The organism is Streptomyces sp. P9-A2 (assembly GCF_036634175.1).
Classification (GTDB): domain Bacteria; phylum Actinomycetota; class Actinomycetes; order Streptomycetales; family Streptomycetaceae; genus Streptomyces; species Streptomyces pratens.
On record NZ_JAZIFX010000001.1, the window covers coordinates 4,372,492 to 4,395,113 of the forward strand.

The 22,622-nt window shown below is 71.2% G+C and carries 22 protein-coding genes; 16 read left to right on the plus strand and 6 right to left on the minus strand.

The annotated features are described in order from the left end of the window. Nucleotides 1-258 precede the first annotated feature (258 nt). From V4Y04_RS19875 to V4Y04_RS19905, 7 genes are all read left to right on the plus strand, one after another. Complete coding sequence (locus tag V4Y04_RS19875; RefSeq protein WP_332429538.1) at nucleotides 259-600, plus strand: YbaB/EbfC family nucleoid-associated protein; 342 nt, start codon at nucleotides 259-261, stop codon at nucleotides 598-600. Nucleotides 601-659: 59 nt separating this feature from the next. After that, entirely contained in the window at nucleotides 660-1,259 is a 600-nt protein-coding gene (gene recR, locus V4Y04_RS19880) for a recombination mediator RecR (RefSeq protein ID WP_332429539.1), read from the plus strand. Further along, nucleotides 1,252-1,911 (plus strand): DUF5063 domain-containing protein, encoded by a 660-nt coding sequence (locus tag V4Y04_RS19885; protein ID WP_332429540.1) that lies wholly within the window; start codon nucleotides 1,252-1,254, stop codon nucleotides 1,909-1,911. The genes recR and V4Y04_RS19885 overlap by 8 nt, the downstream gene beginning before the upstream one ends. Nucleotides 1,912-2,385: 474 nt before the next feature. After that, nucleotides 2,386-3,663: an aspartate kinase gene (locus tag V4Y04_RS19890; RefSeq protein WP_332429541.1), complete on the plus strand. Its 1,278-nt coding sequence runs from the start codon at nucleotides 2,386-2,388 to the stop codon at nucleotides 3,661-3,663. Then, a complete protein-coding gene (locus V4Y04_RS19895) occupies nucleotides 3,663-4,724 on the plus strand; it encodes an aspartate-semialdehyde dehydrogenase (RefSeq protein WP_332429542.1) in 1,062 nt (353 codons plus the stop codon). Before V4Y04_RS19890 ends, V4Y04_RS19895 begins: the two co-directional genes overlap by 1 nt. 473 nt (nucleotides 4,725-5,197) lie before the next feature. Beyond that, a complete protein-coding gene (locus tag V4Y04_RS19900; RefSeq protein WP_332429543.1) occupies nucleotides 5,198-5,872 on the plus strand; it encodes a SigE family RNA polymerase sigma factor in 675 nt (224 codons plus the stop codon). After that, entirely contained in the window at nucleotides 5,869-7,431 is a 1,563-nt protein-coding gene (locus V4Y04_RS19905) for a hypothetical protein (protein ID WP_332429544.1), read from the plus strand. Before V4Y04_RS19900 ends, V4Y04_RS19905 begins: the two co-directional genes overlap by 4 nt. A gap of 18 nt (nucleotides 7,432-7,449) precedes the next feature. On the opposite strand, the gene V4Y04_RS19910 is transcribed toward V4Y04_RS19905, so the two are convergent. Then, nucleotides 7,450-8,286, minus strand: a complete 837-nt coding sequence (locus tag V4Y04_RS19910) for an SURF1 family protein (protein WP_332429545.1) — start codon at nucleotides 8,284-8,286, stop codon at nucleotides 7,450-7,452. Between the two features lie 178 nt (nucleotides 8,287-8,464). On the opposite strand from V4Y04_RS19910, the gene V4Y04_RS19915 reads away from it, so the two are divergent. Continuing rightward, a complete protein-coding gene (locus V4Y04_RS19915; protein WP_332429546.1) occupies nucleotides 8,465-10,510 on the plus strand; it encodes a S9 family peptidase in 2,046 nt (681 codons plus the stop codon). A 306-nt stretch (nucleotides 10,511-10,816) separates the two neighbouring features. Here the strand turns inward: V4Y04_RS19915 and V4Y04_RS19920 are convergent, their stop codons facing one another. After that, entirely contained in the window at nucleotides 10,817-12,877 is a 2,061-nt protein-coding gene (locus tag V4Y04_RS19920) for a potassium channel family protein (RefSeq protein ID WP_332432922.1), read from the minus strand. A gap of 365 nt (nucleotides 12,878-13,242) precedes the next feature. Between V4Y04_RS19920 and V4Y04_RS19925 the strand changes: the two genes are divergently transcribed. Both V4Y04_RS19925 and V4Y04_RS19930 read left to right on the plus strand, forming a co-directional pair. Next, nucleotides 13,243-14,274: a permease gene (locus V4Y04_RS19925; protein WP_332432923.1), complete on the plus strand. Its 1,032-nt coding sequence runs from the start codon at nucleotides 13,243-13,245 to the stop codon at nucleotides 14,272-14,274. Between the two features lie 23 nt (nucleotides 14,275-14,297). Next, the gene (locus tag V4Y04_RS19930) at nucleotides 14,298-15,104 is read left to right on the plus strand and encodes a TIGR03943 family putative permease subunit (RefSeq protein WP_332432924.1); all 807 of its coding nucleotides are present in this window, start codon (nucleotides 14,298-14,300) and stop codon (nucleotides 15,102-15,104) included. Between the two features lie 21 nt (nucleotides 15,105-15,125). On the opposite strand, the gene V4Y04_RS19935 is transcribed toward V4Y04_RS19930, so the two are convergent. Beyond that, a complete protein-coding gene (locus V4Y04_RS19935) occupies nucleotides 15,126-15,428 on the minus strand; it encodes a twin-arginine translocase TatA/TatE family subunit (protein ID WP_332429547.1) in 303 nt (100 codons plus the stop codon). Between the two features lie 139 nt (nucleotides 15,429-15,567). Here V4Y04_RS19935 and V4Y04_RS19940 point away from each other — a divergent pair, with 139 nt between their 5' ends. Both V4Y04_RS19940 and V4Y04_RS19945 read left to right on the plus strand, forming a co-directional pair. Then, nucleotides 15,568-15,957, plus strand: a complete 390-nt coding sequence (locus V4Y04_RS19940) for a BlaI/MecI/CopY family transcriptional regulator (RefSeq protein ID WP_332429548.1) — start codon at nucleotides 15,568-15,570, stop codon at nucleotides 15,955-15,957. Between the two features lie 6 nt (nucleotides 15,958-15,963). After that, complete coding sequence (locus tag V4Y04_RS19945) at nucleotides 15,964-16,899, plus strand: M56 family metallopeptidase (RefSeq protein WP_332429549.1); 936 nt, start codon at nucleotides 15,964-15,966, stop codon at nucleotides 16,897-16,899. Between the two features lie 134 nt (nucleotides 16,900-17,033). Here V4Y04_RS19945 and V4Y04_RS19950 read toward each other — a convergent pair whose 3' ends face one another. Next, nucleotides 17,034-17,969 carry a sporulation protein gene (locus tag V4Y04_RS19950; protein WP_332429550.1) on the minus strand — a complete coding sequence of 312 codons (936 nt, stop codon included), beginning with the start codon at nucleotides 17,967-17,969 and terminating at the stop codon, nucleotides 17,034-17,036. 128 nt (nucleotides 17,970-18,097) lie between these two features. Between V4Y04_RS19950 and V4Y04_RS19955 the strand changes: the two genes are divergently transcribed. Then, nucleotides 18,098-18,715, plus strand: coding sequence for a hypothetical protein (locus V4Y04_RS19955; RefSeq protein ID WP_332429551.1), 618 nt, complete (start codon nucleotides 18,098-18,100; stop codon nucleotides 18,713-18,715). A 20-nt stretch (nucleotides 18,716-18,735) separates the two neighbouring features. On the opposite strand, the gene V4Y04_RS19960 is transcribed toward V4Y04_RS19955, so the two are convergent. After that, nucleotides 18,736-19,038, minus strand: coding sequence for a zinc-ribbon domain-containing protein (locus tag V4Y04_RS19960; protein WP_332429552.1), 303 nt, complete (start codon nucleotides 19,036-19,038; stop codon nucleotides 18,736-18,738). Between the two features lie 286 nt (nucleotides 19,039-19,324). Between V4Y04_RS19960 and V4Y04_RS19965 the strand changes: the two genes are divergently transcribed. The 3 genes from V4Y04_RS19965 (at nucleotide 19,325) to V4Y04_RS19975 (ending at nucleotide 22,193) form a co-directional block, all read left to right on the plus strand. Beyond that, entirely contained in the window at nucleotides 19,325-20,398 is a 1,074-nt protein-coding gene (locus V4Y04_RS19965; RefSeq protein WP_332429553.1) for a TerC family protein, read from the plus strand. 66 nt (nucleotides 20,399-20,464) lie between these two features. Further along, a complete protein-coding gene (locus tag V4Y04_RS19970) occupies nucleotides 20,465-20,665 on the plus strand; it encodes a hypothetical protein (protein WP_332429554.1) in 201 nt (66 codons plus the stop codon). Nucleotides 20,666-20,954: 289 nt separating this feature from the next. Beyond that, nucleotides 20,955-22,193: an RNA-guided endonuclease InsQ/TnpB family protein gene (locus V4Y04_RS19975; RefSeq protein ID WP_332429555.1), complete on the plus strand. Its 1,239-nt coding sequence runs from the start codon at nucleotides 20,955-20,957 to the stop codon at nucleotides 22,191-22,193. Here the strand turns inward: V4Y04_RS19975 and V4Y04_RS19980 are convergent. Then, nucleotides 22,185-22,613 carry a hypothetical protein gene (locus tag V4Y04_RS19980; protein ID WP_332429556.1) on the minus strand — a complete coding sequence of 143 codons (429 nt, stop codon included), beginning with the start codon at nucleotides 22,611-22,613 and terminating at the stop codon, nucleotides 22,185-22,187. The two genes, V4Y04_RS19975 and V4Y04_RS19980, sit on opposite strands and share 9 nt — an antisense overlap. Nucleotides 22,614-22,622: the final 9 nt, after the last annotated feature.

Sequence of the window (22,622 nt, forward strand, 5' to 3'; positions counted from 1 at the left end):
TGCCCGGCGCCTGCCCAACCCCTGCGCGGGCCCCTGCTCGGGTGCCGGACGCGGACGTGCCGGGCCCCTTCCTACCTCCCAAAGGGTGGCCGCGTCGGGGGTTCGAGCGCCGCTTCCGCCCGGAAGAGGGCTGTGATCAGGTATAGGGCGCGAGGGCGAATCACTCGAAAGAGTGCTGGGGCGACGGCCGCCCGGACCACGTAGGCTCGTGCCGAACGGGAAAGTCCCGTACGTACGGACCGACCAAGGAGCCGAATCGTGATCCCCGGTGGTGGCCAGCCCAATATGCAGCAGCTGCTTCAGCAGGCCCAGAAGATGCAGCAGGACCTGGCCCAGGCGCAGGAGGAACTCGCGCACATGGAGGTCGACGGTCAGGCGGGCGGTGGCCTGGTGACGGCCACTGTCACCGGTTCCGGTGAGCTCCGCGCCCTGAGGATCGACCCGAAGGCGGTGGACCCGGAGGACACCGAGACCCTCGCGGACCTCGTCGTCGCGGCCGTCCAGGCGGCCAACGAGAACGCGCGGAACCTCCAGCAGCAGAAGCTCGGCCCGCTGGCTCAGGGGCTGGGCGGCGGCGGCATTCCCGGTCTGCCCTTCTAGGACGGGCCGAAGGCCTCTACGGTACGTACTGAAGGAACCTCAGGAAGGACGGCAGTCCGTTGTACGAAGGCGTGGTACAGGACCTCATCGACGAACTCGGGCGGCTGCCCGGCGTCGGTCCCAAGAGCGCCCAGCGGATCGCCTTCCACATCCTCCAGGCGGAGCCGACGGACGTACGGCGTCTCGCCCACGCCCTCATGGAAGTGAAGGCGAAGGTCCGCTTCTGCGCCACCTGCGGCAACGTGGCGCAGGAGGAACTGTGCAACATCTGCCGCGACACCCGCCGCGACATCGCCGTCATCTGTGTCGTGGAGGAGCCCAAGGACGTCGTCGCCGTCGAGCGCACGCGCGAGTTCCGGGGCCGCTACCACGTCCTGGGCGGCGCGATCAGTCCGATCGACGGGGTGGGCCCCGACGACCTGCGCATCCGGGAACTGCTGGCCCGGCTGGCGGACGGCACGGTCACCGAGCTGATCCTGGCCACGGACCCGAATCTGGAGGGCGAGGCCACGGCCACGTACCTCGCCCGCATGATCAAGCCCATGGGGCTGAAGGTCACCCGCCTGGCCAGTGGCCTCCCGGTGGGCGGAGATCTGGAGTACGCGGACGAGGTCACCCTCGGCCGCGCCTTCGAGGGGAGACGACTTCTAGATGTCTGACGCCACGCTGCACGCCATCGACCGGGACCCGGACGACTTCTCGGTCCAGATCGCGGATCAGGTCGAGAGCTTCCTGGTCGCCGTCACGGAGGTCGCCAAGGGCGACGAGCCGGACTCGGCGGTCCCCTTCCTCCTGCTGGAGGTCTCCCAGCTCCTGCTGGCCGGCGGCCGGCTGGGCGCGCACGAGGACATCGTCCCCGACGAACGCTACGAGCCCGACCCGGGCCCCGAGGCCGACGTGGACGACCTCCGCGAGAACCTCGCCCGCCTCCTGGAGCCGGTCGACGTCTACTCCGAGGTGTTCGACCCGTACGAGCCCCGTACGGCGCCCGTGCCGGCCCGGATCTCCGACGATCTCACCGACGTCATCACCGATCTCCGCCACGGCATGGTCCACTACCGTGCCGGCCGCACCACGGAAGCCCTGTGGTGGTGGCAGTTCTCCTACTTCTCCAACTGGGGCTCCACCGCCTCCGCCGCCCTGCGCGCCCTGCAGTCCGTCGTGGCCCACGTCCGCCTCAACCAGCCCCTCGCCGCCCTGGACGGCCTCGACACCGACCAGGGCATGGGCGACGACACCCTGGAGATCGAGGCGGGCAGGGTCATGGTCGAGGAAATCGGGGAACCGCTGGGCCTGCGCCCGGTCACATAAACGCATGTCCCCGATACCGCGGTCGTGCGGGCCGAGATCTGTGCCTTGATGAAAAGCGTGAGCACTCAGCAGGAAAGTGTTGTTTGAGCGCTCAGAAGAGCGCTATGTGGACAGTGTTGGCCGAAATGCTCACGCTTTTTTGGGTAGGTGTGCCGCATGGCGACAGCGTGTACGTCGGCAACGCGGGCAAGGGCGCGGCGCCGGCCCGAGGTGTCCGACGCCGAGCGGGAGTTCCGCGGGCAGGCCGCACGCACGGCGACCGGGGCTCACATAGTGGCCATGAGGGTGTGACGCGGGGCACTTTCCGAGTGGTCCGCGTCGCCCTGGGCATGAGCTCCCCTGCGCGGGTGCCCGGAAGTCTCACGATGCGATATCGAGGAGGCGTTTTCCGGGTGCTCGATAGAATGAGCCGACCGCGCCGGGCGCACCCGTGCGCACAGCGTGGGACAACGACGGAATGAGCGAGGAGCGCACGTGGGCCTTGTCGTGCAGAAGTACGGAGGCTCCTCCGTAGCCGATGCCGAAGGCATCAAGCGCGTCGCCAAGCGGATCGTGGAAGCCAAGAAGAACGGCCACCAGGTGGTCGTCGTGGTTTCCGCGATGGGCGACACGACGGACGAGTTGATCGATCTCGCCGAGCAGGTATCCCCGATCCCTGCCGGGCGCGAGCTCGACATGCTGCTGACCGCGGGAGAACGGATCTCCATGGCCCTGCTGGCCATGGCGATCAAAAACCTGGGCCACAACGCCCAGAGCTTCACCGGCAGCCAGGCGGGTGTCATCACCGACTCGGTCCACAACAAAGCCCGCATCATCGACGTCACGCCCGGCCGGATCCAGGCCTCGGTGGACGACGGGAACATCGCCATCGTCGCCGGTTTCCAGGGCGTCAGCCAGCAGGGCAAGAACATCACCACACTCGGCCGGGGCGGCTCCGACACCACCGCGGTGGCCCTGGCGGCCGCCCTCGACGCCGAGGTGTGCGAGATCTACACCGACGTCGACGGTGTGTTCACCGCCGACCCGCGGGTGGTGAAGAAGGCTCGGAAGATCGACTGGATCTCGACCGGCGACATGCTCGAACTGGCGGCCTCCGGGTCCAAGGTGCTGCTCCACCGCTGTGTGGAGTACGCCCGCCGGTACAACATCCCGATCCACGTCCGCTCGTCCTTCAGCGGACTGCCGGGCACGTGGGTCAGCAGTGAGCCGATTCAGCGAGGGGGCAAGAAGGTGGAGCAGGCGCTCATCTCCGGTGTCGCGCACGACACCTCCGAGGCCAAGGTCACGGTCGTCGGTGTGCCGGACAAGCCGGGCGAGGCGGCCTCGATCTTCCGCACGATCGCCAATGCCGAGATCAACATCGACATGGTCGTGCAGAACGTGTCCGCCGCCTCCACCGGCCTCACGGACATCTCGTTCACGCTGCCGAAGACCGACGGCCGCAAGGCCATCGACGCCCTGGAGAGGAACAAGGGCTCCATCGGTTTCCAGTCCCTGCGCTACGACGACCAGATCGGCAAGATCTCCCTGGTCGGCGCCGGTATGAAGACCAACCCCGGGGTCACGGCCGACTTCTTCACCGCGCTGTCCGACGCGGGCGTGAACATCGAGCTGATCTCGACCTCCGAGATCCGTATCTCGGTCGTCACCCGCAAGGACGTCGTGGACGATGCCGTCAGCGCCGTGCACACCGCCTTCGGGCTGGACTCCGACAGCGACGAGGCCGTCGTCTACGGGGGTACCGGCCGCTGATGACGCGGTCCGGGCGACCGGCGCTCGCGGTCGTGGGGGCGACCGGAGCCGTCGGCACGGTCCTGCTCCAGATCCTGTCCCAACGCGCGGACGTCTGGGGCGAGATCAGACTGATCGCCTCCCCGCGCTCGGCCGGCCGCAAGCTGACCGTGCGCGGCGAGGAGACCGAGGTCGTGGCGCTCACCGAGGAGGCCTTCGACGGGATCGACGTCGCGCTGTTCGACGTCCCCGACGAGGTCGCCGCCCGGTGGGCGCCCGTCGCCGTCGCGCGGGGCGCGGTGGTGGTCGACAACTCCGGTGCCTTCCGCATGGATCCACAGGTGCCCCTCGTCGTCCCCGAGGTCAACCCGCACACCGCGCGGATCCGCCCGCGCGGGATCCTCGCCAACCCGAACTGCACCACCCTGTCGATGATCGTCGCCGTGGGTGCGCTGCACGCCGAGCTCGGGCTGCGCGAGCTGGTCGTCTCCTCGTACCAGGCGGTCAGCGGCGCCGGGCACGCGGGCGTGCGGACCCTGCGGGAGCAGCTCTCCCTGGTGGCGGGCACGGAGCTGGGGACCGGCCCCGGTGACGTACGCCGGGCCGTGGGGGACAACACCGGGCCGTTCGCGGAGCCGGTCGCGCTGAACGTCGTGCCATGGGCCGGGTCGCTGCGCGAGGACGGCTGGTCCTCGGAGGAGATGAAGGTCCGCGACGAGTCCCGCAAGATCCTCGGCCTGCCCCGCCTCCCGGTCGCCGTGACCTGTGTACGGGTGCCGGTGATCACCGTGCACTCGCTCACCGTGCACGCCCGCTTCGAGCACGAGGTCACCGTCGACGGGGCCCGCGAGATCCTCGCCACCGCACCCGGTGTCGTGCTGTACGACAATCCCGCCGCGGGTGAGTTCCCCACGCCCGTCGATGTCGTCGGCACCGACCCGACCTGGGTGGGGCGGGTGCGCCGTGCCCTGGACGACCCGACGGCGCTCGAGCTCTTCGTCTGCGGCGACAACCTCCGCAAGGGCGCCGCCCTCAACACCGCGCAGATCGCCGAGTTGGTGGCGGTGCAGGGCCGGCCTTGATCTTCCGTATTGTAAATAACCCTTGGTCACAGCATTTATTTTTGTAGGATCTATGCAAGTGATGTGAACCGGTCATGTGTCTCGGATCTCTTGATCCCGAACGGTTTGCGGTCAAGGATTTACCTTTCGCCCCACGCAACCGCGTGCCGGGCGAAGAGCGTCTCTGCGGGCATCCCCTTCGGGGTGCTCTTGAGGGGCGAGACGGTCTTTTTCGGACGTGGGGACGTCCGGAGCGGACGTGGGACGTCCGTTCATATGAGGCATAGGGGAAGAGCGGGACGCATGAGGGCATTCGGTGTGCTGTCGGTGGTGCTGCCCGGCGTGAACGAGGCGCAGTCGTCGAGGGGCGGCGTACGACCGGCACGGGGCGGTGATCGGCGGGGCCCGGGCGATGCGGAACGGTCTGTACCGGGCGCCGTGAACATCACGTCCGGCACGTACAACCCTCGTGGGGGGAAGCGTGTCCAACTGGCGTGGCTGAGGTACTCGATTTCGCAACGCCGCGCGGCCCGGCTCTACGGCCGCCACGCCAGGCTCTCCGACCCCGCAGGGCCGGTGCGTCCGGTGGCATGCCGGTGATCGCGCCGATGCCCGCAGCGCGGCCTGCCCGCATACCCAGTCAGCGTGACGGCGGTGCCGACGACGTAGTGGCGGCCGGCACGACCGTCGACCATCTCACCGAGACCTATCGCGCGCACTACCGCTCGCTGTTGGGCCTCGCCGCGCTCCTCCTCGACGACACCGCCTCCTGCGAGGACGTCGTCCAGGAGGCGTTCATCCGCGTTCACTCCGCACGCAAACGCGTCCGGGACCCGGAGAAGACCCTGGCGTATCTGCGCCAGACGGTCGTCAACCTCTCCCGTTCCACGCTGCGCCGCCGCATCATCGGCCTCAAGCTGCTCTCCAAGCCCATGCCCGACATGGCCAGCGCGGAGGAAGGCGCGTACGACCTGCTGGAACGCGACTCCCTCATCAAGGCCATGAAGGGGCTGCAGCGCCGTCAGCGCGAGGTGCTGGTGCTGCGCTACTTCGCCGACATGACCGAGGCGCAGGTCGCGTCGACGCTCGGCGTTTCGCTGGGCTCGGTGAAGGCGTACGGCTCGCGCGGGATAGCGGCGCTGCGGGTGGCCATGGAGGCGACCGTATGAGCGCCGGCAAGGACGTGCGCGGCGAGGAGCGCGAGCAGGAAGGACGCGGGGCGGAAGGACGCGGGGCGGAGGGGCGCGCGGCGGAGGAAAGCACTCCCGTGCGTACCCCCGGGAGTGAACAGTGTGACCCCGAGGGCGACGAGCGGGAACCAGAGGGAAGCGAACCCGAGGAACGGGAGCCCGAAGTGCGTGCGGCCGGGGAGCGCGAACCCGAAGAGGGCGCGCCCGAGGGGCGGACGGTCGGGGAACGGACGGCTGAGGAGCAGGCGGCCGAGAAGCGGACGACCGGGGAGCGGACGGCTGGGGCGCATGCGTCCGATGGCACGTCCGAGTCCGACGGCACGTTCGACGCCGAGGGCGTGACCGGAGCCGACGGCCCGGGATCCCCCGGCGTGGACGGTCCGCGCGCGCCGCGTGGGCCGGTGTCGCCGCTCGGACAGCAGATGAAGCAATCGCACGCTGGGAACGGAACTGTGAACGACGGCAGCGACCGCAACGCCGGTCCGAACGCTCAAGGACCCGAGCAGGAAGCGGGGCAGGGAACCGGCCTGCTCGCCCCGGACGAGCTGGAGCTGCGCAGCCTGCTGCACAGCTCGGTGCGCGTGGTGGAGCCGAGCGAGGGCTCGCTGGACTACCTGCGGCGCGCCGTGCCGGCCCGCCGGGCACGCAAGCGGCAGGTCCTCGTCGGCGCGGCGGCCGCCTTCCTCTTCGTCGGCACGGGCGTACCGGCTCTCGTCCACGTTTCCAACTCCGCCGACGCCGACCCGTCCGCCGTCGGTCATGCCTCGCAGGCCCAGGGCGGCACCGGCGAGGGCCTGGACCCCGAGGGTGGCGAGACCACCGCGGGCGGCACCTCGGACCAGGTCGAGAAGGAACGGAAGGACGGCGGGAAGGACAAGGAGAAGGAAGCCGACACCGGGGCGAGCACCGGCGTGACGGAGGGGGCGGACCCCTCGGCGAGCGCGGCCTCGGGGTCACCCGTCTGTACGGCCGCACAGCTCGGTCCGGCCGTCGCGAGCAGCGACGCCCCCGACTCCACCGGCGCGGTCTACGGCTCCTTCCGGGTCGCCAACGTGTCCACCACCGGCTGTACCGTCGGCGGCCCGGGAAGCCTGGGCGTGACGCCGCTGGGCGCGGCCGACGCCACCAAGGTGGGCTCGGCCCGGCACATGGCCGGGGACGCGGCGGCGGGCCTGCCGGACCCGTCCCTGGAGGCCGGGCAGCTCGTGCTCAAGCCGGGTGAGTCGTACGACGTGAAGTTCGCCTGGGTGCCCTCCGAGACCTGCCCCACCGACGGCGGGGGCGGCGACAACGGCGGTACCGGCGAGCCCTCGCCCGACCCCAGCCCCTCCGATGACCCGACGGCCGGCGACGGCACGTCCACGGGCGGCGACACGGGTATCGTGACCCAGCTCCTCACGGCGGACGGCACGGCCGACGGCAGCGTGACGCTGACGTACACCCCGGTGTCGGGAACGGGCGCGGTGACCGTCACGGTGTCCAACGCCTGCGCGGGGACCGTCTACTGGACGGGACTGCTGCCGACCACGGCGAGCTGAGCCGGCAACGCCTGCCCGTCAGACCCCTGACGGGCTGGGCTGGTCCTGCTGGTCCTGCTGGTCCTGCTGTCGGCCCGGCTCGGGCTTCGCATCCTCGTCCGGGACCAGGCCCAGTTCCGTGTCCCGGACGAGTTCCGCCTCGCGGCGCACCAGCCGGAACCACATGAAGATCACGAAGCCCACGAAGGCGAACCACTCGGCGGTGTAGCCGAGGTTCTGGAAGGCCTTGAGGTCCAGCCCGGTACCGCTGGGTGCGACCGCGGGCACCGCCCGCATCCCCGAGTCGCCCTGGTCGAGGGTGATCCACGCGTCGTACAGGTCGTGGGGCACCAGGTTCACCAGGGACGCCGAGCTGATCGCGCCGGTCTGTCCCCCGGGCAGGCCGCTGAGAGCGGGGACGCCATTGCTGCCGGGAGTCTCGGACGCCTGGAGCGCCCCGGTGACGGTGACCTCGCCGTCCGGCGGCGCGGGCGTGCCGGCCAGCTCCGGATCGCCGGGCAGCCAGCCCCGTACGACGGGCAGCACCTTGCCGGTGTCGGTGTGCAGCAGCGTCAGGACGTAGTGACCGGGTTCGCCGTCGAGGTCGCGGTGGGGCACGAGGAGCTGTTCCTCGTAGCGGCCGCTCGCGGTGGCCGGCTTGCCGGACGTCTCCTTGGTGACCGGCAGCAGCGCCTCCAGCGGCCGGGCTTTCTCCTGCCGGCCGGAGGTGACGTTCTCCTCGGCGCCGCGGTGGTTCTCGACGCGGTCCTCGAACCGGCCCAACTGCCATGAACCCATGAAGATGCAGAAGGGGATGGCGAGCAGCACGAAGACGTTGATCCCCCACCATCGGGGCGTCAGCAGAAACCGGTACACACCCCCACCGTACGGTGCCGCGTCCGGAAACCGTCCCGCGGGGCAGCCTCGGAGACCCGGGATTTCGCCGGTGGTCCACAGGTTGAGGATCCCGTTGTCCACAGGCTGGGGACCTCGGTTGTCCACAGGCTGATGGTCTCGGCGGCGCGACACCCGTCGGGAAGGGCACTATGGGGCCATGACTGAGAGCAACGGGTCCGGCGCATCGGCGGGTCGGACGGACCGGACCGAGCGAGTACATCAGGGCGAGCGGATGCCCGACTGGGAGAAGCGCTTCCGGGCACCCCGGGTGTCCCTGCCCGACTGGGCGGAGGACGCCCCCGACCGTTCCCTGTTCGTGTCGAACGCGACGGGGACGTACGAGCTGTATGCCTGGGACCGGTCGACCGGTGAGCAGCGCCAGGTGACGGACCGGCCCAACGGCACCACGGACGGCGTGCTCTCGCCGGACGGCGAGTGGATCTGGTGGTTCGACGACAAGGACGGCGACGAGTTCGGCGTCTGGCGCCGCCAGCCGTTCGCGGGTGGTCCCGACGAGCTCGCCGCTCCGGGGCTGGACGCCTCGTACCCGGCCGGTCTCGCCCTCGGCAGGGACGGACGCACGGCCGTCGTGGGCCGTTCCACGGACGAGGACGGTACGACGATCCATCTGGTGCGGACCGTCCCACGAGCCGAAGGGACCAAGGGGGCCGAGGGGGCTGAGGGGACCAAGGGGGCCGAGGGGACTGAGGGGGCCAAGGGGGCCGAGGGGACTGAGGGGGCTGGAGAAGCCGAAGGGGCCGAGGAGCCCGTGGTGCCGGTGGTGCCGGTGGTGCCGGTGGTGCCGGTGGAGATCTACCGGCACCGTGAGTCGGCGGGCGTCGGGGACCTCTCGCACGACGGATCGCTGATCGCCATCGAGCACACCGAGCACGGCGACGCGATGCACTCCGCGCTGCGCGTGCTGCGCCCCGACGGCACCACGGTCGCCGAGCTGGACGACACCAAGGGCGGCACCGAGGAGCTGGGCCTGGAGGTGCTGGGCTTCGCTCCCGTCGACGGTGACACGCGTCTGCTCATCGGTCACCAGCGGCGCGGCCGCTGGGAGCCCCTGGTGTGGGACGTGGCGACGGGTGAGGAGACGGACCTCTCCCTGGAACTGCCGGGTGACGTGAGTGCCGAGTGGTTCCCGGACGGCACGGGTCTGCTCGTCGCGCACGGCTTCGAGGGCCGCAGCGAGCTGTTCCGCTACGACCTGGCGGGCCCTGAGCTGGTGGAGATCGACACCCCGCGCGGCACCGTCTCGGGCGCGACGGCCCGGCCGGACGGCAGTGTGGAGTACCTGTGGTCGTCGTCGGCCCAGCCGTCGGCGGTCCGCTCCACGACCGGCGAGGTCGTCCTGGACCCGCCGGGGATGCGCTCGCCCGGTTCGGTGCCGGTGGAGGACGTCTGGGTGGAGGGCCCCGGTGGCCGTATCCACGCCCTGGTCCAGAAGCCCGAGGGCACGACCGGTCCGCTGCCCACCGTCTTCGACATCCACGGCGGCCCCACCTGGCACGACAGCGATTCCTTCGCCGCCGGCCCGGCCGCCTGGGTCGACCACGGGTACGCGGTGGTCCGCGTCAACTACCGGGGCTCCACGGGCTACGGCCGCGCCTGGACCGACGCGCTGAAGCACCGGGTCGGGCTGATCGAGCTGGAGGACATCGCCGCGGTCCGCGAGTGGGCGATCGGCTCGGGCCTCGCGGACCCCGACCGCCTGATCCTCACCGGCGGCTCCTGGGGCGGCTACCTCACCCTGCTCGGCCTGGGCGTCCAGCCCGACGCGTGGACGCTGGGCATCGCGGTGGTCCCGGTCGCCGACTACGTCACGGCGTACCACGACGAGATGGAGGCGCTGAAGGCGATGGACCGCACGCTGCTCGGCGGCACGCCCGAGGAGGTGCCCGACCGGTTCGCGGCGTCCTCCCCGATCACCTACGTCGACCGGGTGAAGGCGCCGGTCTACATCTCGGCCGGGGTGAACGACCCCCGCTGCCCGATCCGGCAGATCGAGAACTACGTCCACCGCCTCCAGTCCCGCGAAGCCCCCCACGAGGTCTACCGCTACGACGCGGGGCACGGCTCCCTGGTGGTCGACGAGCGGATCAAGCAGGTCCGCCTGGAACTGGACTTCGCGGAAAGGCACTTGGGGACGAGGGCGGGGACGGGGACGGGGACAGAACGAGGACAGAGGCAGGAGTAGGGGCAGGGACGGAGACGGGGACGGAGACGGGGACGGAGACGGGGACGGAGAACGGGGACGGGGACGGGGACGGGCAGGCGGGGCTGAGGGGTTCCGGCGCAGGTCTTTTTCCGGGCTCCGGCCCGGGGAGCGCCTGTGGGTGGCCCTCCTGGCCGCCGGCTCGCGCCCCGTCAGGTTGCGCTCCCACCGGCTCGTGCCCCCGCCGGCTAGTGCCCCCGCCAGGTCGCGCCCCCGGCCGGTTGTTCCGGTCGGTCGCCTTGGCCGGTCAGCCTGGCCGTTGCCCCGGCCGGTCACCTTCCCGGCCGGTCACCTCTCCGGCCGTCCCCTTCCCCTGCGCCCGAGCAGTTCCGCCAGCCCTCGCCGGGTGGCGCCCAGCACCACCCGGTCCTCGTTCCGCAGGACGTACGTGTCGGGCAGGTCCCAGACCAGCCCCGACGGCCCCTGCGGCTCACCGGCCACCGTGGCGCCGCCGGCCCCGCCACCGCGGCCGGCTCCGGTGTCGGCCCCACTGCCGGCTCCGGTGTCGGCCCCACTGCCGGCTCCGGTGCCGGCACCGGAGCCGGCACCGGCGGCGTTCCCGAAGCCGTTCCCGAAGCCGTTCCGGAGGCCGCTCCCGTGCGCGCCCGGCGCCGCCGCCCGGGTCGCCGCCGTGTCCAGGGCCAGCACCCGCCACGCCCCGGCCCGGAACGCCTCGCCGACCGTCTTCCCCTCCAGTTGCGGATGCCCGCCCACGGTCAGCGCCGCGAACAGCAGCACCCGCCGCTCGACCGGGATGGCTCCCAGGATCTGCCGGCCCATCATCGCCCCGGCGAAGGCGGGCGCGGCCAGGTGGGAGACGCTGCGGCTCCGGGTCACCGCGTCGGGGTGCGCGGCCCGCAGGGTGCGGTACACGGCCGTCGCGAACTCGTCGTCGTACAGCCGCAGGACGACCCGCAGGTCGGCGCGGAGGGCCCGCCCGTACAGCACGGCCTCCAGGTTGGTGGTGTCGACGCTGGTGAGCGCGAGGAGCGCGTCGGCCCGGTGGATCTTCGCGGCCTCCAGTACGCCCTCCTGCGTGACGTCCCCGAGCACCACCGGTACACCCAGTCGCCGTGCCGTGGCCATGCCCCGCGCCTCCGGGTCGGCCTCGACGCACACCACGGGGATGTGCAGTTCACGCAGCCGGGTCAGCACCCGCGTACCGATCTTGCCGAGCCCGAGCAGCACCACATGCCGGCTCAGCCCGCGCGGCGGCTTGCGCAGCGCCGACACGGTGCGGAAGGTGCCCAGCGCCTCGAGGACCGCCGCCAGCATCACCGGCAGCAGCAGCAACCCGACCAGTCCGGAAAGCAGTTGCAGGATCTGCCGGCCCATGGAGTCGTTGTGCGCGGGCTCGTTGATCGCGAAGAGGTCGAGCAGGGTGACGTAGGTGGCGTGCAGCGGGTGGTCGCCGGTGACCAGGGTCAGCACGACCGCCAGCGCCACCACCGCCGCCGCGAGACCCGCCAGCGACCACCGCAGCCGCTGTGAGAACAGCGAGGCGAACGGCGGGACCTGGGCCCTGACGGCGGGCAACGGTGTTCCGGAGTACGACACCTGTTCCAGCACCATCGTGCCGCGTCCGGTCGCCGCCGCGACGGCCGCCGCGTCGGGCAGCATCTGCGGCCCCTGGTCGCCACTTTCCTCCGAACCCTCCGAGCCCGCCGGGTCGTTGCTCGTCGCGGACAGCAACGCCAGCGTGCACAGTCCGGGGTCGGCGACCTCGCCGGGGCGCGGGGGACGCCGTTCCACCGCGCGCAGCATCAGCCCGTCGGTGTCGACGATCTTGCTGGTGCCGACGAGGGCGGTGGCGACCAGGGCGGGGGCGGCCGTGTCGGCGTCGGACAGCACGGTGGTGGAGGTGTCGGCCCTGGGGTACCCCCGCCCCTGCGTGTCACCGCCGGACAACTCGGCTGCCTGGTCGAGCAGTTCCTCGATGTGCCGGCCCAGGCGCCGGTTGTAGAGGCGCAGGACGAGACGGATCCTGGGGTTGATCCGGCGGGCGTTGAGGGCGGCGCGGATGTTGGTCTCGTCGTCGTCGTACACCAGGGCCAGCGCGGCGGCCCGCGCCACGCCCACCTCGACGAGTACGGCGTCGGTGGGTTCGGCGGCCTCCACCAGCCGCTCGTCGGACACGTCGTCCGAACCGCCTTGGACACCCGCGCGGTTGACGGTGGCGTTCACGAACCGGTCGAGCAGCGCGGCCGACGCGGCACGGGCCCGCCCCACCACCGGCTCCCGCACCCGGAGCCCGGAGGGCGGCACGACGAGTGTGACCTGTTCGCCGTACACGCCCCGGAGTTCGGCGGCGAGGCGGTGCGCGAGTCCGTCGTCACCGCACACCACCATGTGCGCGGGGGGAACGACCGGCAGGGTCTGATTCGGAAGGCTCACCACGAGAGGAAAGACTGCCGTATACACGCAGACGGTTCCAGGAGTACGCGGTGCCCGGTGCCGAACGATGCCCAACGGTGTCCAACGATGCCCAACGGTGCTGAACACGACCGCCCTTCGCTCCGTATCCACGGGGACGGGAGGGGAGACGCGCGTCCCCGCCCGGCTGACGTCCCCGCTGCCGCTCCGTGCGCGATTCCGGAGGTACCCGGCCCGTGGCCATGACCAAGCCGACTCCGCGGGGAAGCGGGATGAGGCACAGGCCGACCGGACCGGGACCCGGGCCGGAGGGCGGGCCGGGGAGCGGGGCCGACGGTGACATGGCGCCCGGTGGCGGCGGCAACAGTGACAGCGGCAACGGTGGCGGCGGTAACGGTGACGGCGGCGGGGTGCCCGAGGAGTCCCGGCACCTCGACTCCCCTCCTCTCCTCGTCCTGTTCCTGCTCTCCGCCATGATGCTCCAGGACCCGATCCGCCGAGCCCTGGGCGCCCCGGTGATGCAGAGCTGGACGACGGTGTTCGTGGCGGTGATGATCCAGGCGCTGCCCTTCCTGGTACTCGGCGTCCTGCTGTCCGCGGCGATCGCGGTGTTCGTCCCGCCGTCCTTCTTCGCCCGCGCCCTGCCGAAACGTCCGTCCCTGGCGGTCCCGGTCGCGGGCGCGGCGGGCGCGGTGCTCCCCGGCTGCGAGTGCGCGTCCGTCCCGGTGGCGGGGGCGCTGGTGCGCAGGGGAGTGGCCCCGGCGGCGGCCCTGGCGTTCCTGCTGTCCGCCCCCGCGATCAACCCGATCGTGCTGACGGCGACCGCGGTCGCCTTCCCGAACGATCCCATGATGGTCCTCGCCCGGTTCGTGGCGAGCCTGCTGGTGGCCTGCCTGATGGGCTGGCTGTGGCAGCGCCACGGGCGCGCGGACTGGCTGCGTCCGCCGTCCCGCTCGGCCTACGAGGGGCAGAGCCGGGGCGCGGCGTTCTGGGGGTCGGTCCGGCACGACGTGATGCACGCCGGCGGCTTCCTGGTGGTCGGTGCGATGGCCGCGGCGACGCTGAAGGCGGTCGTCCCGGCCCACTGGCTGCAACGGGCGGCCGATCACCCCGTGCTGTCGGTGCTGGTACTGGCCGCGCTGGCCGTTCTCCTGTCGATCTGCTCGGAGGCGGACGCGTTCGTCGCCGCGTCCCTGACCCAGTTCTCGCTGACGGCCCGGCTCACCTTCCTCGTCGTGGGCCCCATGGTCGACCTCAAGCTCTTCGCCATGCAGGTGGGCACGTTCGGCCGCGGATTCGCCCTGCGCTTCGCCCCGGCGACCCTCGTTCTCGCGGTGGCGGTCTCGGTCCTGACAGGAGCGGTGCTGCTGTGAACCGGTTGCGTCGAAACCTGAATCTGAACCGGCAGGCGCAGGCGGCCCTGCTGTTCCTCCTGGGCGCGACCGTGCTGCACGCCGCACTGACCGACCTCCATCTGCGCTACGTCAAGGCCGGCCTGCGCCCGCTGCTCCTGCTGTGCGGAGCAGTACTCGTCGTGACGGCGATGGCGACGGTCTGGTACGAGTGGCGCGAAGCCTCTGGAAAGCGCGCCCGCGACGGGAGCGGGAGCGGAAGCGGTGACGGTGGTGAGAGCGGCGACGGGAGCGGGAGCGGTGACGGTGGTGGCGGCGAGCATGATCACGACCGGGGGCATCGCGAGCCCCGTATCTCCTGGCTCCTGGCCCTCCCCGTCCTCGCCCTGATCCTGGTGGCGCCGCCGGCCCTCGGCTCGTACAGCGCCACCCATACGGGTACGGCCCTGCAGAAGCCGTTCGGCTTCCCGGACCTCCCCGCGGGTGAGGGCCCACTTCGCCTCGGGGTGGGGGAGTACGCGGCCCGCGCGGTCTACGACGACGGCCGCGACCTCCGTGACCGGCCCATCGAGATCACCGGCTTCGTCGCCCTGGACGCGTCCGGCACCCCCTACCTGGTCCGCATGTCCCTCAACTGCTGTGCGGCGGACGGACAGCCGGTGAAGATCGCCCTGACCGGCGAGGTCCCCCCGGTGCTGCAACCGGACGCCTGGCTCGAGGTCGGCGGCACCTACAGCCCGCGCCGGACGAAGGACCCGGTCAACGACGGTCCCGTCCCCTACTTCGAGGTCACGTCGGCGAAGCCGGTCCCCACCCCGAACGACCCGTACGACGACATCTGGAACGGCTGAACGGGCTCGCTGCCGCTACCGTTACCGCTGGGTGCGGCTGCCGTCGGCGGCCGTGTCCCGGGCGAGGGTCTCGCCCTTGATGACGGTCTCGCCCTGAATGACACGAGGGGCGTCCGACTGCTCCCCCTGGGGCTGGTGCGGCTGCTGGGACGGGGACCGCCGCTCGTCCTCCTCCGCCTGCGCCTCCGCCTTCGCCGCGCGGGCCTCGGCCTTGAGGATGCGGGCGGACTTTCCGGCCGAGCGGGCCAGGTCGGGCAGTTTTTTCGCCGCGAGCACGGCTATGAGGACGATGAGGATGATCGCGATTTCGCTCAGTCCGAACATGGGGGTCCGTCCGTCCTTCTCGTGAGCCGTTGCCGGATGCCGCCCGTAGAATCTACAGCAATGTAGAGAATTTGACGGTGTCCGCTCGTCTGTACGATGACCGCCCGGGAACGGGAGGGCGACGGAAGGAAGGCAGGCCGTGGTCGAACACAGTCAGGGTCACCGACGGCGTCGGCAGGGCGAGTTGGAGGCTCTGGTGCTGTCGGCGCTGCGGGAGGCGGACGGCCCCGCGACGGCCGGCCGGGTCCAGGAGCGCCTGGGCCAGGACCTCGCCTACACGACGGTCATCACGATCCTCACCAGGCTGCTCGCGAAGGGCGCGGTCACCCGTGAACGCGCGGGCCGCTCCTTCGCCTGGACCCCCGCCTCCGACCACGCCGGCCTCGCCGCCCACCGGATGCGCAGGGTGCTGGACGCCGAGAGCGACCGGGAGGCGGTCCTGGCCAGCTTCGTCACCGGCCTCGGCCCGGACGACGAACGACTGCTGCGGGAACTGCTGCGTCAGCCCCGGAGCGACGGGGAAGACTGAAGCCTCATGGGGGTGTTCGTCTTCCTGCCGCTCGTCCTGCCGTTGACGGCATGGCCGATCGCCCGGCTCGCCGCACAGCATCTCCACCCGCGCACCGCGACGCGGATGCTGACCTGGGTGGCGGCGGTGATGGCGGTGTGCAGCACGGTGTGCCTGTGCCTGGTGATGGTGGTCGGCACCGCCACCCTGCCCGGCAACCCGTTGCCCGACGGCTGGTCGGATCCGGAGGTGCGGGAGGCGGTCCCGTACGACGAGATCGTGGGGAAGGCCGCCATCCCGGCGCTGTGCGCGGTGCTGCTGGCCTGCGCCCGGACCCTGTGGCGGCACGTCCGCACCCGCCGCCGCGCCCACCGTGCCCTGGACGGTCTGCCGGACACGGAGGTGGCGGTCCTGCCCGACGGCACCCCGTACGCGTACGCCCTTCCGGGCAGCGGACCGCGCCGCGACCGCGTCGTGGTCACCACCGCGCTCCTGGACCACCTGGCCCCCGCCGAACGCCGCGCGCTGTTCGCCCACGAACGCGCCCACCTCACCGCGCGCCATCACCGGTTCCTGCTGGCCGTACGGCTGGCCGCGCACGCCAACCCGTTCCTGCGCCCCCTGCACACGGCGGTGTCGTACGCGGCGGAGCGCTGGGCGGACGAAGAGGCGGCCCGTACGATCGGCGACCGCCGTACCGTCGCCACCGCCATCGGCAAGGCGGCCCTCGCCTCCCGGGCCGGCGGCCCGCCCCTGCCCGCGTTCGCGGCGCCGGGACCGATTCCCCGCCGGGTGGCGGCCCTGCTCGCCCCGGCTCCCGCGAACCGGCCCTGGCCGGAGGTGTTCACCTCGGCGGGTCTCGCGGCCTGGGGAGCGGCCGCCGGTACGGCCGCGTCGGCGATGTCGTCCGCCAACGCGGCGGTGACCCTGTTCTGGATCCTGTGGACGGCGACACCGCTGTGACGACACCGCTGTGATGGCGCCGCTGTGACGACACCGCTGTGACGACACCGCTGTGACGACACCGCTGTGATGGCGCCGCTGTGACGACACCACTATCGTGGCGCCGCTGCAAGGCGGTGGCGGGAGCCGGGCTCTCAGCCGATACCCGGCCCGGAGGAGTGCGGTCCGCCGTGCCCGTACGCACTGTCGCTGCCGTACGCCTCCCGGTGCTCGACCAGCTCGCGCACCCAGCCGTCGACCTCGGTGACCCAGTCACGGGCGTCGTCGTGGCCCACGGTGAACCGGCTGAGCGCGTCGTGCCCGGTGTCGTCGTCGCCGCCAGCGTTCCCGCCGCCCCGTTTGTCGGCCTCCAGGACGATGTCGATGCCGCCCGGGCGGGTCAGGAAGGTCAGCTCGATCTCCTCCACCCGGTCCGTGTACGGGGGCGCCGGGGTGAGCCCGATCTCCTGGTGGAAGGGCAGCCGCTGCCCGGTGCCGCCGATGCGGCCGTGCTCGAGACCGGCGGACCGCAGCCCGTACCCGAGCTGCCGGAACGCGCCGAGGATCGCCTCCTGGGCGGGCAGCGGTCCGACACCGAGCGGATCGAGGCCGGAGTCGGGGTCGAGGCCGGGGTCGAGGTCGGGGGCGGAGTCGGGGTTGTGGGCGGGGTCGGGGTTGTGGCCGGGGTCCCGGTCGTTGCCTGCCCCCGGATTCTGCGGCCCGGCGACCTCCACCTCGGTCCGCACACCGAGGCGGACGTTCAGTTCCAGGCCGTCCAGCTCGGTGACGGGTGTCTCCCACGGCAGCGACACCCCGAACGGCACGGTGCGCGCCTCACCCTCGTCCAGCCGGAACCCGCCACCGACGGCGAAGCGCTCGAACGGCACGGCGACCCCTCTCCCGTCCTCCCGGTCCCGCACCCGGGCCACGAGTTCAAGGGCCACCTGCTCGACGTCGAACGCGGTGTCGCCGCCCACGAGCCGCACCTGCCCGGCGAGCGTCCCGCCGGGCCGGAAGGGCCCCGGCTCCAGAACCGTGTCGACCGAGGGCCCGCCCACACCCGGCGAACCGAGCAGCCGCTTGAACACCATCGAGGCATCCGCTCCTTACCTGCCACACCTGCCACACCTGCCACTTGACCTGCCGCTTGACCTGTCGCGTGGAGCATAGATGGGTTGCCCGGAAGGGTCCGTGCAGCCGATGTGACTATCATCCGGCCATGACCCTGCCCGACCGAGTGCTCGACGCAGGCCGCTTCGGTACCAGGGCGAAGTGGCTGCTCGTCGGCGCCCTGGTGCTCCTGTGGGTGTCGGCGCGGTACGTGGCGATTCCGGGGATCTGGAGCCTCCTCGACCGCGCCGAGGTGCTGGGAGCGGCGGCGACCTCGGGCGCGCCCTCGGCGGAGGCCGGTGACGGGGCGTACACGAAGGTCTACACGGCTGCGTATGCGGTGTCGGTCGTTCCGGCGGTCACGGGGGTGGTCCTCTACCTGCTGTGGCGTGTGCGGCACACGGTGGAGGAACGATTCCCCACACCCGTCCTCCTCGTCCTCGCGGCCCTGGCGACCTGCCAGGTGGCGTCCGTGGCGGCCGGCTGGGGTGATCCGTACACGGGCAGCGCGATCGAGGAGCAGTTGGAGGGCACCGGCATCAGCCTGTGGGCGCGGGGCGCCGTCGAACGCGGCTGGTACGCCGGTTACGCGGCGCTCGTCCTGGGCGCGGCGGCCCTGACCTTCGCGTTCACCCGCCCGCCCCGCCACCAGCCCCGCTGGATCCTGGCTCTGGTCCCCGTCGCCGTGGCCGCCCCGTGGGCCGCCCTCGCGGGCCCGTACTTCTGAGGGCCGGCGGGGTCGCGGCGTTACTGCTGGTACGGCTGCTGGTGCTGCTGGGACGGCTGTCCGTACGGCTGCCCGCCGCCGGGACCGCCCGAGGCCTGCGCCTGCAACTGCTCGGCCTGCTCCGCGGTCACCTTCGACTCGGCGCCGCAGAAGGTGCACTGCGTCGCGTACTTCGTCGAGACCGGGAACAGCGGCACGAAGAACAGCGTGAACTTCGTGACCCGCTTCCTGAGCGTGTGCGCGGAGGGGTTCCCGCACTGGGAGCACACCAGCGTGAGTATCGCGAGCTGGTAGAGGTACCCCTTGGTGCCGAAAATGATCATTTCATCGCTCCTGTCCCGGGCCCTCGCCCATCGAACCGTCCACGGTCACTGCCACTGCCACTGCCACTGCTACGAAAGTACTGGCCGCGAACCGTCGGCGGGCGATCGGCGAGTGATCAGTGGAGGATCGGCGATGTGACGGCTCGAATACCGCCGCACTCCGAGGACGGCCCGCCCGGCCGCGACGCGGTCAGGGTTCGTTTTGGATCGCTTAAGTGCACGAACAGACGCAGAATGCGGTAAACGGTCTCCATGTATCGATGCGGGTCGTGGAGGAGTGGTCGGTGTGCTCGAGGTCCCGCTTTGGCTGTGGGTGGCGTTCGCCGCGACGGTGGTGGTGTCGCTGACGGTGGACCTGCTGGCCCACCGCACCGCGCACGTCATCGGCTTCAAGGAAGCCGGCGCCTGGAGCGTTCTGTGGGTGGGCCTCGCCCTGACCTTCGGTGCGGTCGTCTTCCTGGTCCTCGGGGCGACAGCGGGCACGGAGTACATCACCGCATGGCTCCTGGAGAAGAGCCTGTCGGTCGACAACCTCTTCGTCTTCGCCGTGATCTTCGCGTACTTCAAGGTGCCCCGCGCCTACCAGCACCGTGTGCTGTTCATCGGGGTCATGGGCGCCCTGGTCTTCCGCGGGATCTTCCTCTCCCTCGGCGTCGCCGTGGTCAGCCGCTTCACCGCCGTGCTCTTCGCCTTCGCCGCCGTCCTCTTCTACAGCGCCTACAAGCTCCTCAAGGACGAGGAGGAGAGCTTCGACCCGGGCAGAAGCTTCGCCGTACGGCTGCTCCGCAAGATCATGCCGGTCCGCGACGAGTACGCCGGGGCGAAGTTCTTCGTCAAGGAGGCCGGCAAACGCGTGGCCACCCCGCTTCTGGCGGTGGTGGCCGCCATCGAGGCGGCCGACCTGATCTTCGCCGTCGACAGCGTTCCCGCCGTTCTCGCCGTCAGCGACGACGCTTTCGTCGTCTACACCAGCAACGCGTTCGCCATTCTCGGCCTGAGGGCCCTCTACTTCCTGCTGGCCGGTCTCCTGGACCGGTTCCACTACCTGAGCAAGGGCCTCGCGATCATTCTCGCCTTCATCGGCGTCAAACTCGTCCTTCAGGCATCCCACAAGACGATCAGCACCGGCGTCCCCGAGATCCCCTCACCGGTCAGCCTCGCGGTCATCGTCGTCGTCCTGGCCGGTTCCGTGGCCCTCAGCCTGCTCCGGCCCGCCCCGCCCCACCCGGTGCCCGCCGCTCCGGACGAGAAGGCGGCCCCGCCGCCGGAGTCGGCGACCACCGAGAACCCCGGCCCGGACCGAGGCGCGCACACCGAGCAGGACCAGGAGGGGAAGGACCCCCCTCGACCGGCGGGCTGATCGGCGCCGGAGGGCGCGCGCACGCTCCCGATGTCCTTATAAGCCCGAAAAGCCTAGTATTAAAGAATGAGCAAAGCAGAACGCGAGACCGGTCCCCAGGGAGCGCTTGTCTGCCCGGTCTGCAAGCAGCCAGTGACCACGATGGTGAAGGGGCGGCACAAGACTCTCGGAATCGTCGTGCCCGTGTGGCGCCCCGGCCCCTGCCACAACACCGAGTGCTCTGAACACCTGAAGGAATCGAAGCAGCTCGGACGCCAGAAGTACTGACCCGGCCGAGCCGAGCGTCGGTCGCCTGCCTCCGTTCCCGAAGGTCTTCCGCGGCGCTTGTTCAGCCTGTTCTTGCGAGGAACCCCGGGGCTTCAGCCCCGGGAGGAATCGCATCCTCGTGTATCGCGGCGCGGAGCGCCGCGGTGTCGCTGTGTCTGTCCGGCCGTGGAGCAGCCGGGTCTCGCCAACGGGCGCGGTGAGTCGGGCCAGGGGGCCGGGTTTCACTCGATGGGGTGGCCGGTGGGGAACGCGTGGTGCGGTGTCGTGCGGGTGCCTACGATCGGTGATCGTGAAGCTGGTGGTGCAGGTCAGGCTGCTGCCGACGCCCGTGCAGGCGGCGGCTCTGGAGGCGACCCTGCGCGCCTGCAACGAGGCCGCCACCTGGGTCAGCGAGGTCGCCTTCGAGCGCGGGGAGTTCAAGAACTTCGCCCTGCGCAGACTCACCTACGGGCAGGTCAGGCCGCGGTGGAACCTGGGCGCCCAGGCGGCCCAGCACACGATCAAGAAGACCTGCGACGCCTACGCCACCCTGCGGGCGAACCTGACGGCGGGCCACCTGGGCCGTCCCGGCTCGGCGCGCCACCGCCGCGCGACACAGAAGCCCGTTGTCTTCCGTCCCCTCGGCGCGCAGCCCTTCGACGACCGGATGCTCTCGTGGCAGCTCGCCGGGCGGACGGTGTCGGTGTGGACCACCGGCGGGCGGATGAAGGACGTGGCTTTCACCGCGTCTCCCGCACAGCTGGCCACGCTCGCCCGGTACCGCAGGGGCGAGTCCGATCTCATCTGCCGGGACGGCAGGTGGTTCCTGAACGCCACCTGCGAGGTCCCCGAAGCGCCGCTGAACACGGACCCGGTGGACTTCCTCGGCATCGACCTCGGTGTTGTGAACATCGCCACCACCTCCGATGGCGAGATCATGGCCGGGCGCGGACTCAACCGGATCCGGGCCCGCGAGCGCGGCCTGCGCACCAAGCTGCAGCAGAAGAACACCCCGTCCGCCCGGCGGCGGCTGAAGAAGCGCCGCCGCAAGGAGGCCCGGCGGGCCAAGGACATCAACCACAAGATCGCGAAACATGTGGTGGCCGAGGCAGAACGCACCGGTCGCGGAATCGCCCTGGAAGACCTGACGGGCATCCGCGGACGGGTACGGCTTCGCAAGCCCCAACGGGCCACCCTGCACTCCTGGGCCTTCCATCAGCTCGGGCAGTTCATCGCGTACAAGGCCCGCCGGGTGGGGGTGCCGGTGGTGCACGTCGATCCGGCGTACACCTCCCGCACCTGCGCCGAGTGCGGGCACATCGACCAGGCGAACCGGGCGAGTCAGGCCCGGTTCGCGTGCCGGAACTGCGGATTCGTTGATCACGCAGACCGGAACGGCTCCCGCAACATCCGCGCCCGGGCGTGGGAGTTGTGGCGACGCGGGGCCCTGTCAACGGCCCCCGCCCCGCCCCCGCGCCAGCGGGGTGGGGCTGGACGCAAACGCAGCATCACCGCCAGTGGTGCCCGTTGTGCAAGCCCGTCACTTTAGCGACGGGTAGTTGACGTAGCGGAGGTAGTCGGAGACCACCTCGTGGATGGGGGCCTGACCGTCCCGGGCCCTGCGGAGGTGCCCCAGCCCGTGCTCGACGAAGATGTCCACGCCGTCCGTCGCGATCCGCTTCGAGACGAGGCCGTAGGGGGTGTCGAAGGTGTCCCGTACGGCGGCGGCGGCTTCCCTGATCTCACTCATCCGCAGCCCCAGGGTGCGGAGGGAACGGAGAACGTGCGCCTCGGCCACCGCGATGAACGGCACCGAGGGCTGTCCCTTGCCCAGTGGTTCCACCTGGTGGACCAGCGGCGCCCCGGCAGCCCTGCTCTTCAGCCAGGAGATGAGCGTCGACTCCGGAATCTCCAGGTAGGAGGCTGTTTCCGTGGGAGTCAGGAGCCCGTCCGTGAACCGGTCGGCCATGCCCCACCT

Excerpts from the sequence above, each read along its gene's own strand:
- V4Y04_RS19885 (WP_332429540.1), top strand. The coding sequence starts at position 1,252 with ATGTCTGACGCCACGCTGCACGCCATCGACCGGGACCCGGACGACTTC.
- V4Y04_RS19895 (WP_332429542.1), top strand. The coding sequence starts at position 3,663 with ATGACGCGGTCCGGGCGACCGGCGCTCGCGGTCGTGGGGGCGACCGGA.
- V4Y04_RS19905 (WP_332429544.1), top strand. The coding sequence starts at position 5,869 with ATGAGCGCCGGCAAGGACGTGCGCGGCGAGGAGCGCGAGCAGGAAGGA.
- V4Y04_RS19915 (WP_332429546.1), top strand. The coding sequence starts at position 8,465 with ATGACTGAGAGCAACGGGTCCGGCGCATCGGCGGGTCGGACGGACCGG.
- V4Y04_RS19920 (WP_332432922.1), bottom strand. The coding sequence starts at position 12,877 with ATGGTGGTGTGCGGTGACGACGGACTCGCGCACCGCCTCGCCGCCGAA.
- V4Y04_RS19925 (WP_332432923.1), top strand. The coding sequence starts at position 13,243 with ATGGCGCCCGGTGGCGGCGGCAACAGTGACAGCGGCAACGGTGGCGGC.
- V4Y04_RS19935 (WP_332429547.1), bottom strand. The coding sequence starts at position 15,428 with ATGTTCGGACTGAGCGAAATCGCGATCATCCTCATCGTCCTCATAGCC.
- V4Y04_RS19945 (WP_332429549.1), top strand. The coding sequence starts at position 15,964 with ATGGGGGTGTTCGTCTTCCTGCCGCTCGTCCTGCCGTTGACGGCATGG.
- V4Y04_RS19950 (WP_332429550.1), bottom strand. The coding sequence starts at position 17,969 with ATGGTGTTCAAGCGGCTGCTCGGTTCGCCGGGTGTGGGCGGGCCCTCG.
- V4Y04_RS19955 (WP_332429551.1), top strand. The coding sequence starts at position 18,098 with ATGACCCTGCCCGACCGAGTGCTCGACGCAGGCCGCTTCGGTACCAGG.
- V4Y04_RS19960 (WP_332429552.1), bottom strand. The coding sequence starts at position 19,038 with ATGATCATTTTCGGCACCAAGGGGTACCTCTACCAGCTCGCGATACTC.
- V4Y04_RS19970 (WP_332429554.1), top strand. The coding sequence starts at position 20,465 with ATGAGCAAAGCAGAACGCGAGACCGGTCCCCAGGGAGCGCTTGTCTGC.
- V4Y04_RS19980 (WP_332429556.1), bottom strand. The coding sequence starts at position 22,613 with ATGGCCGACCGGTTCACGGACGGGCTCCTGACTCCCACGGAAACAGCC.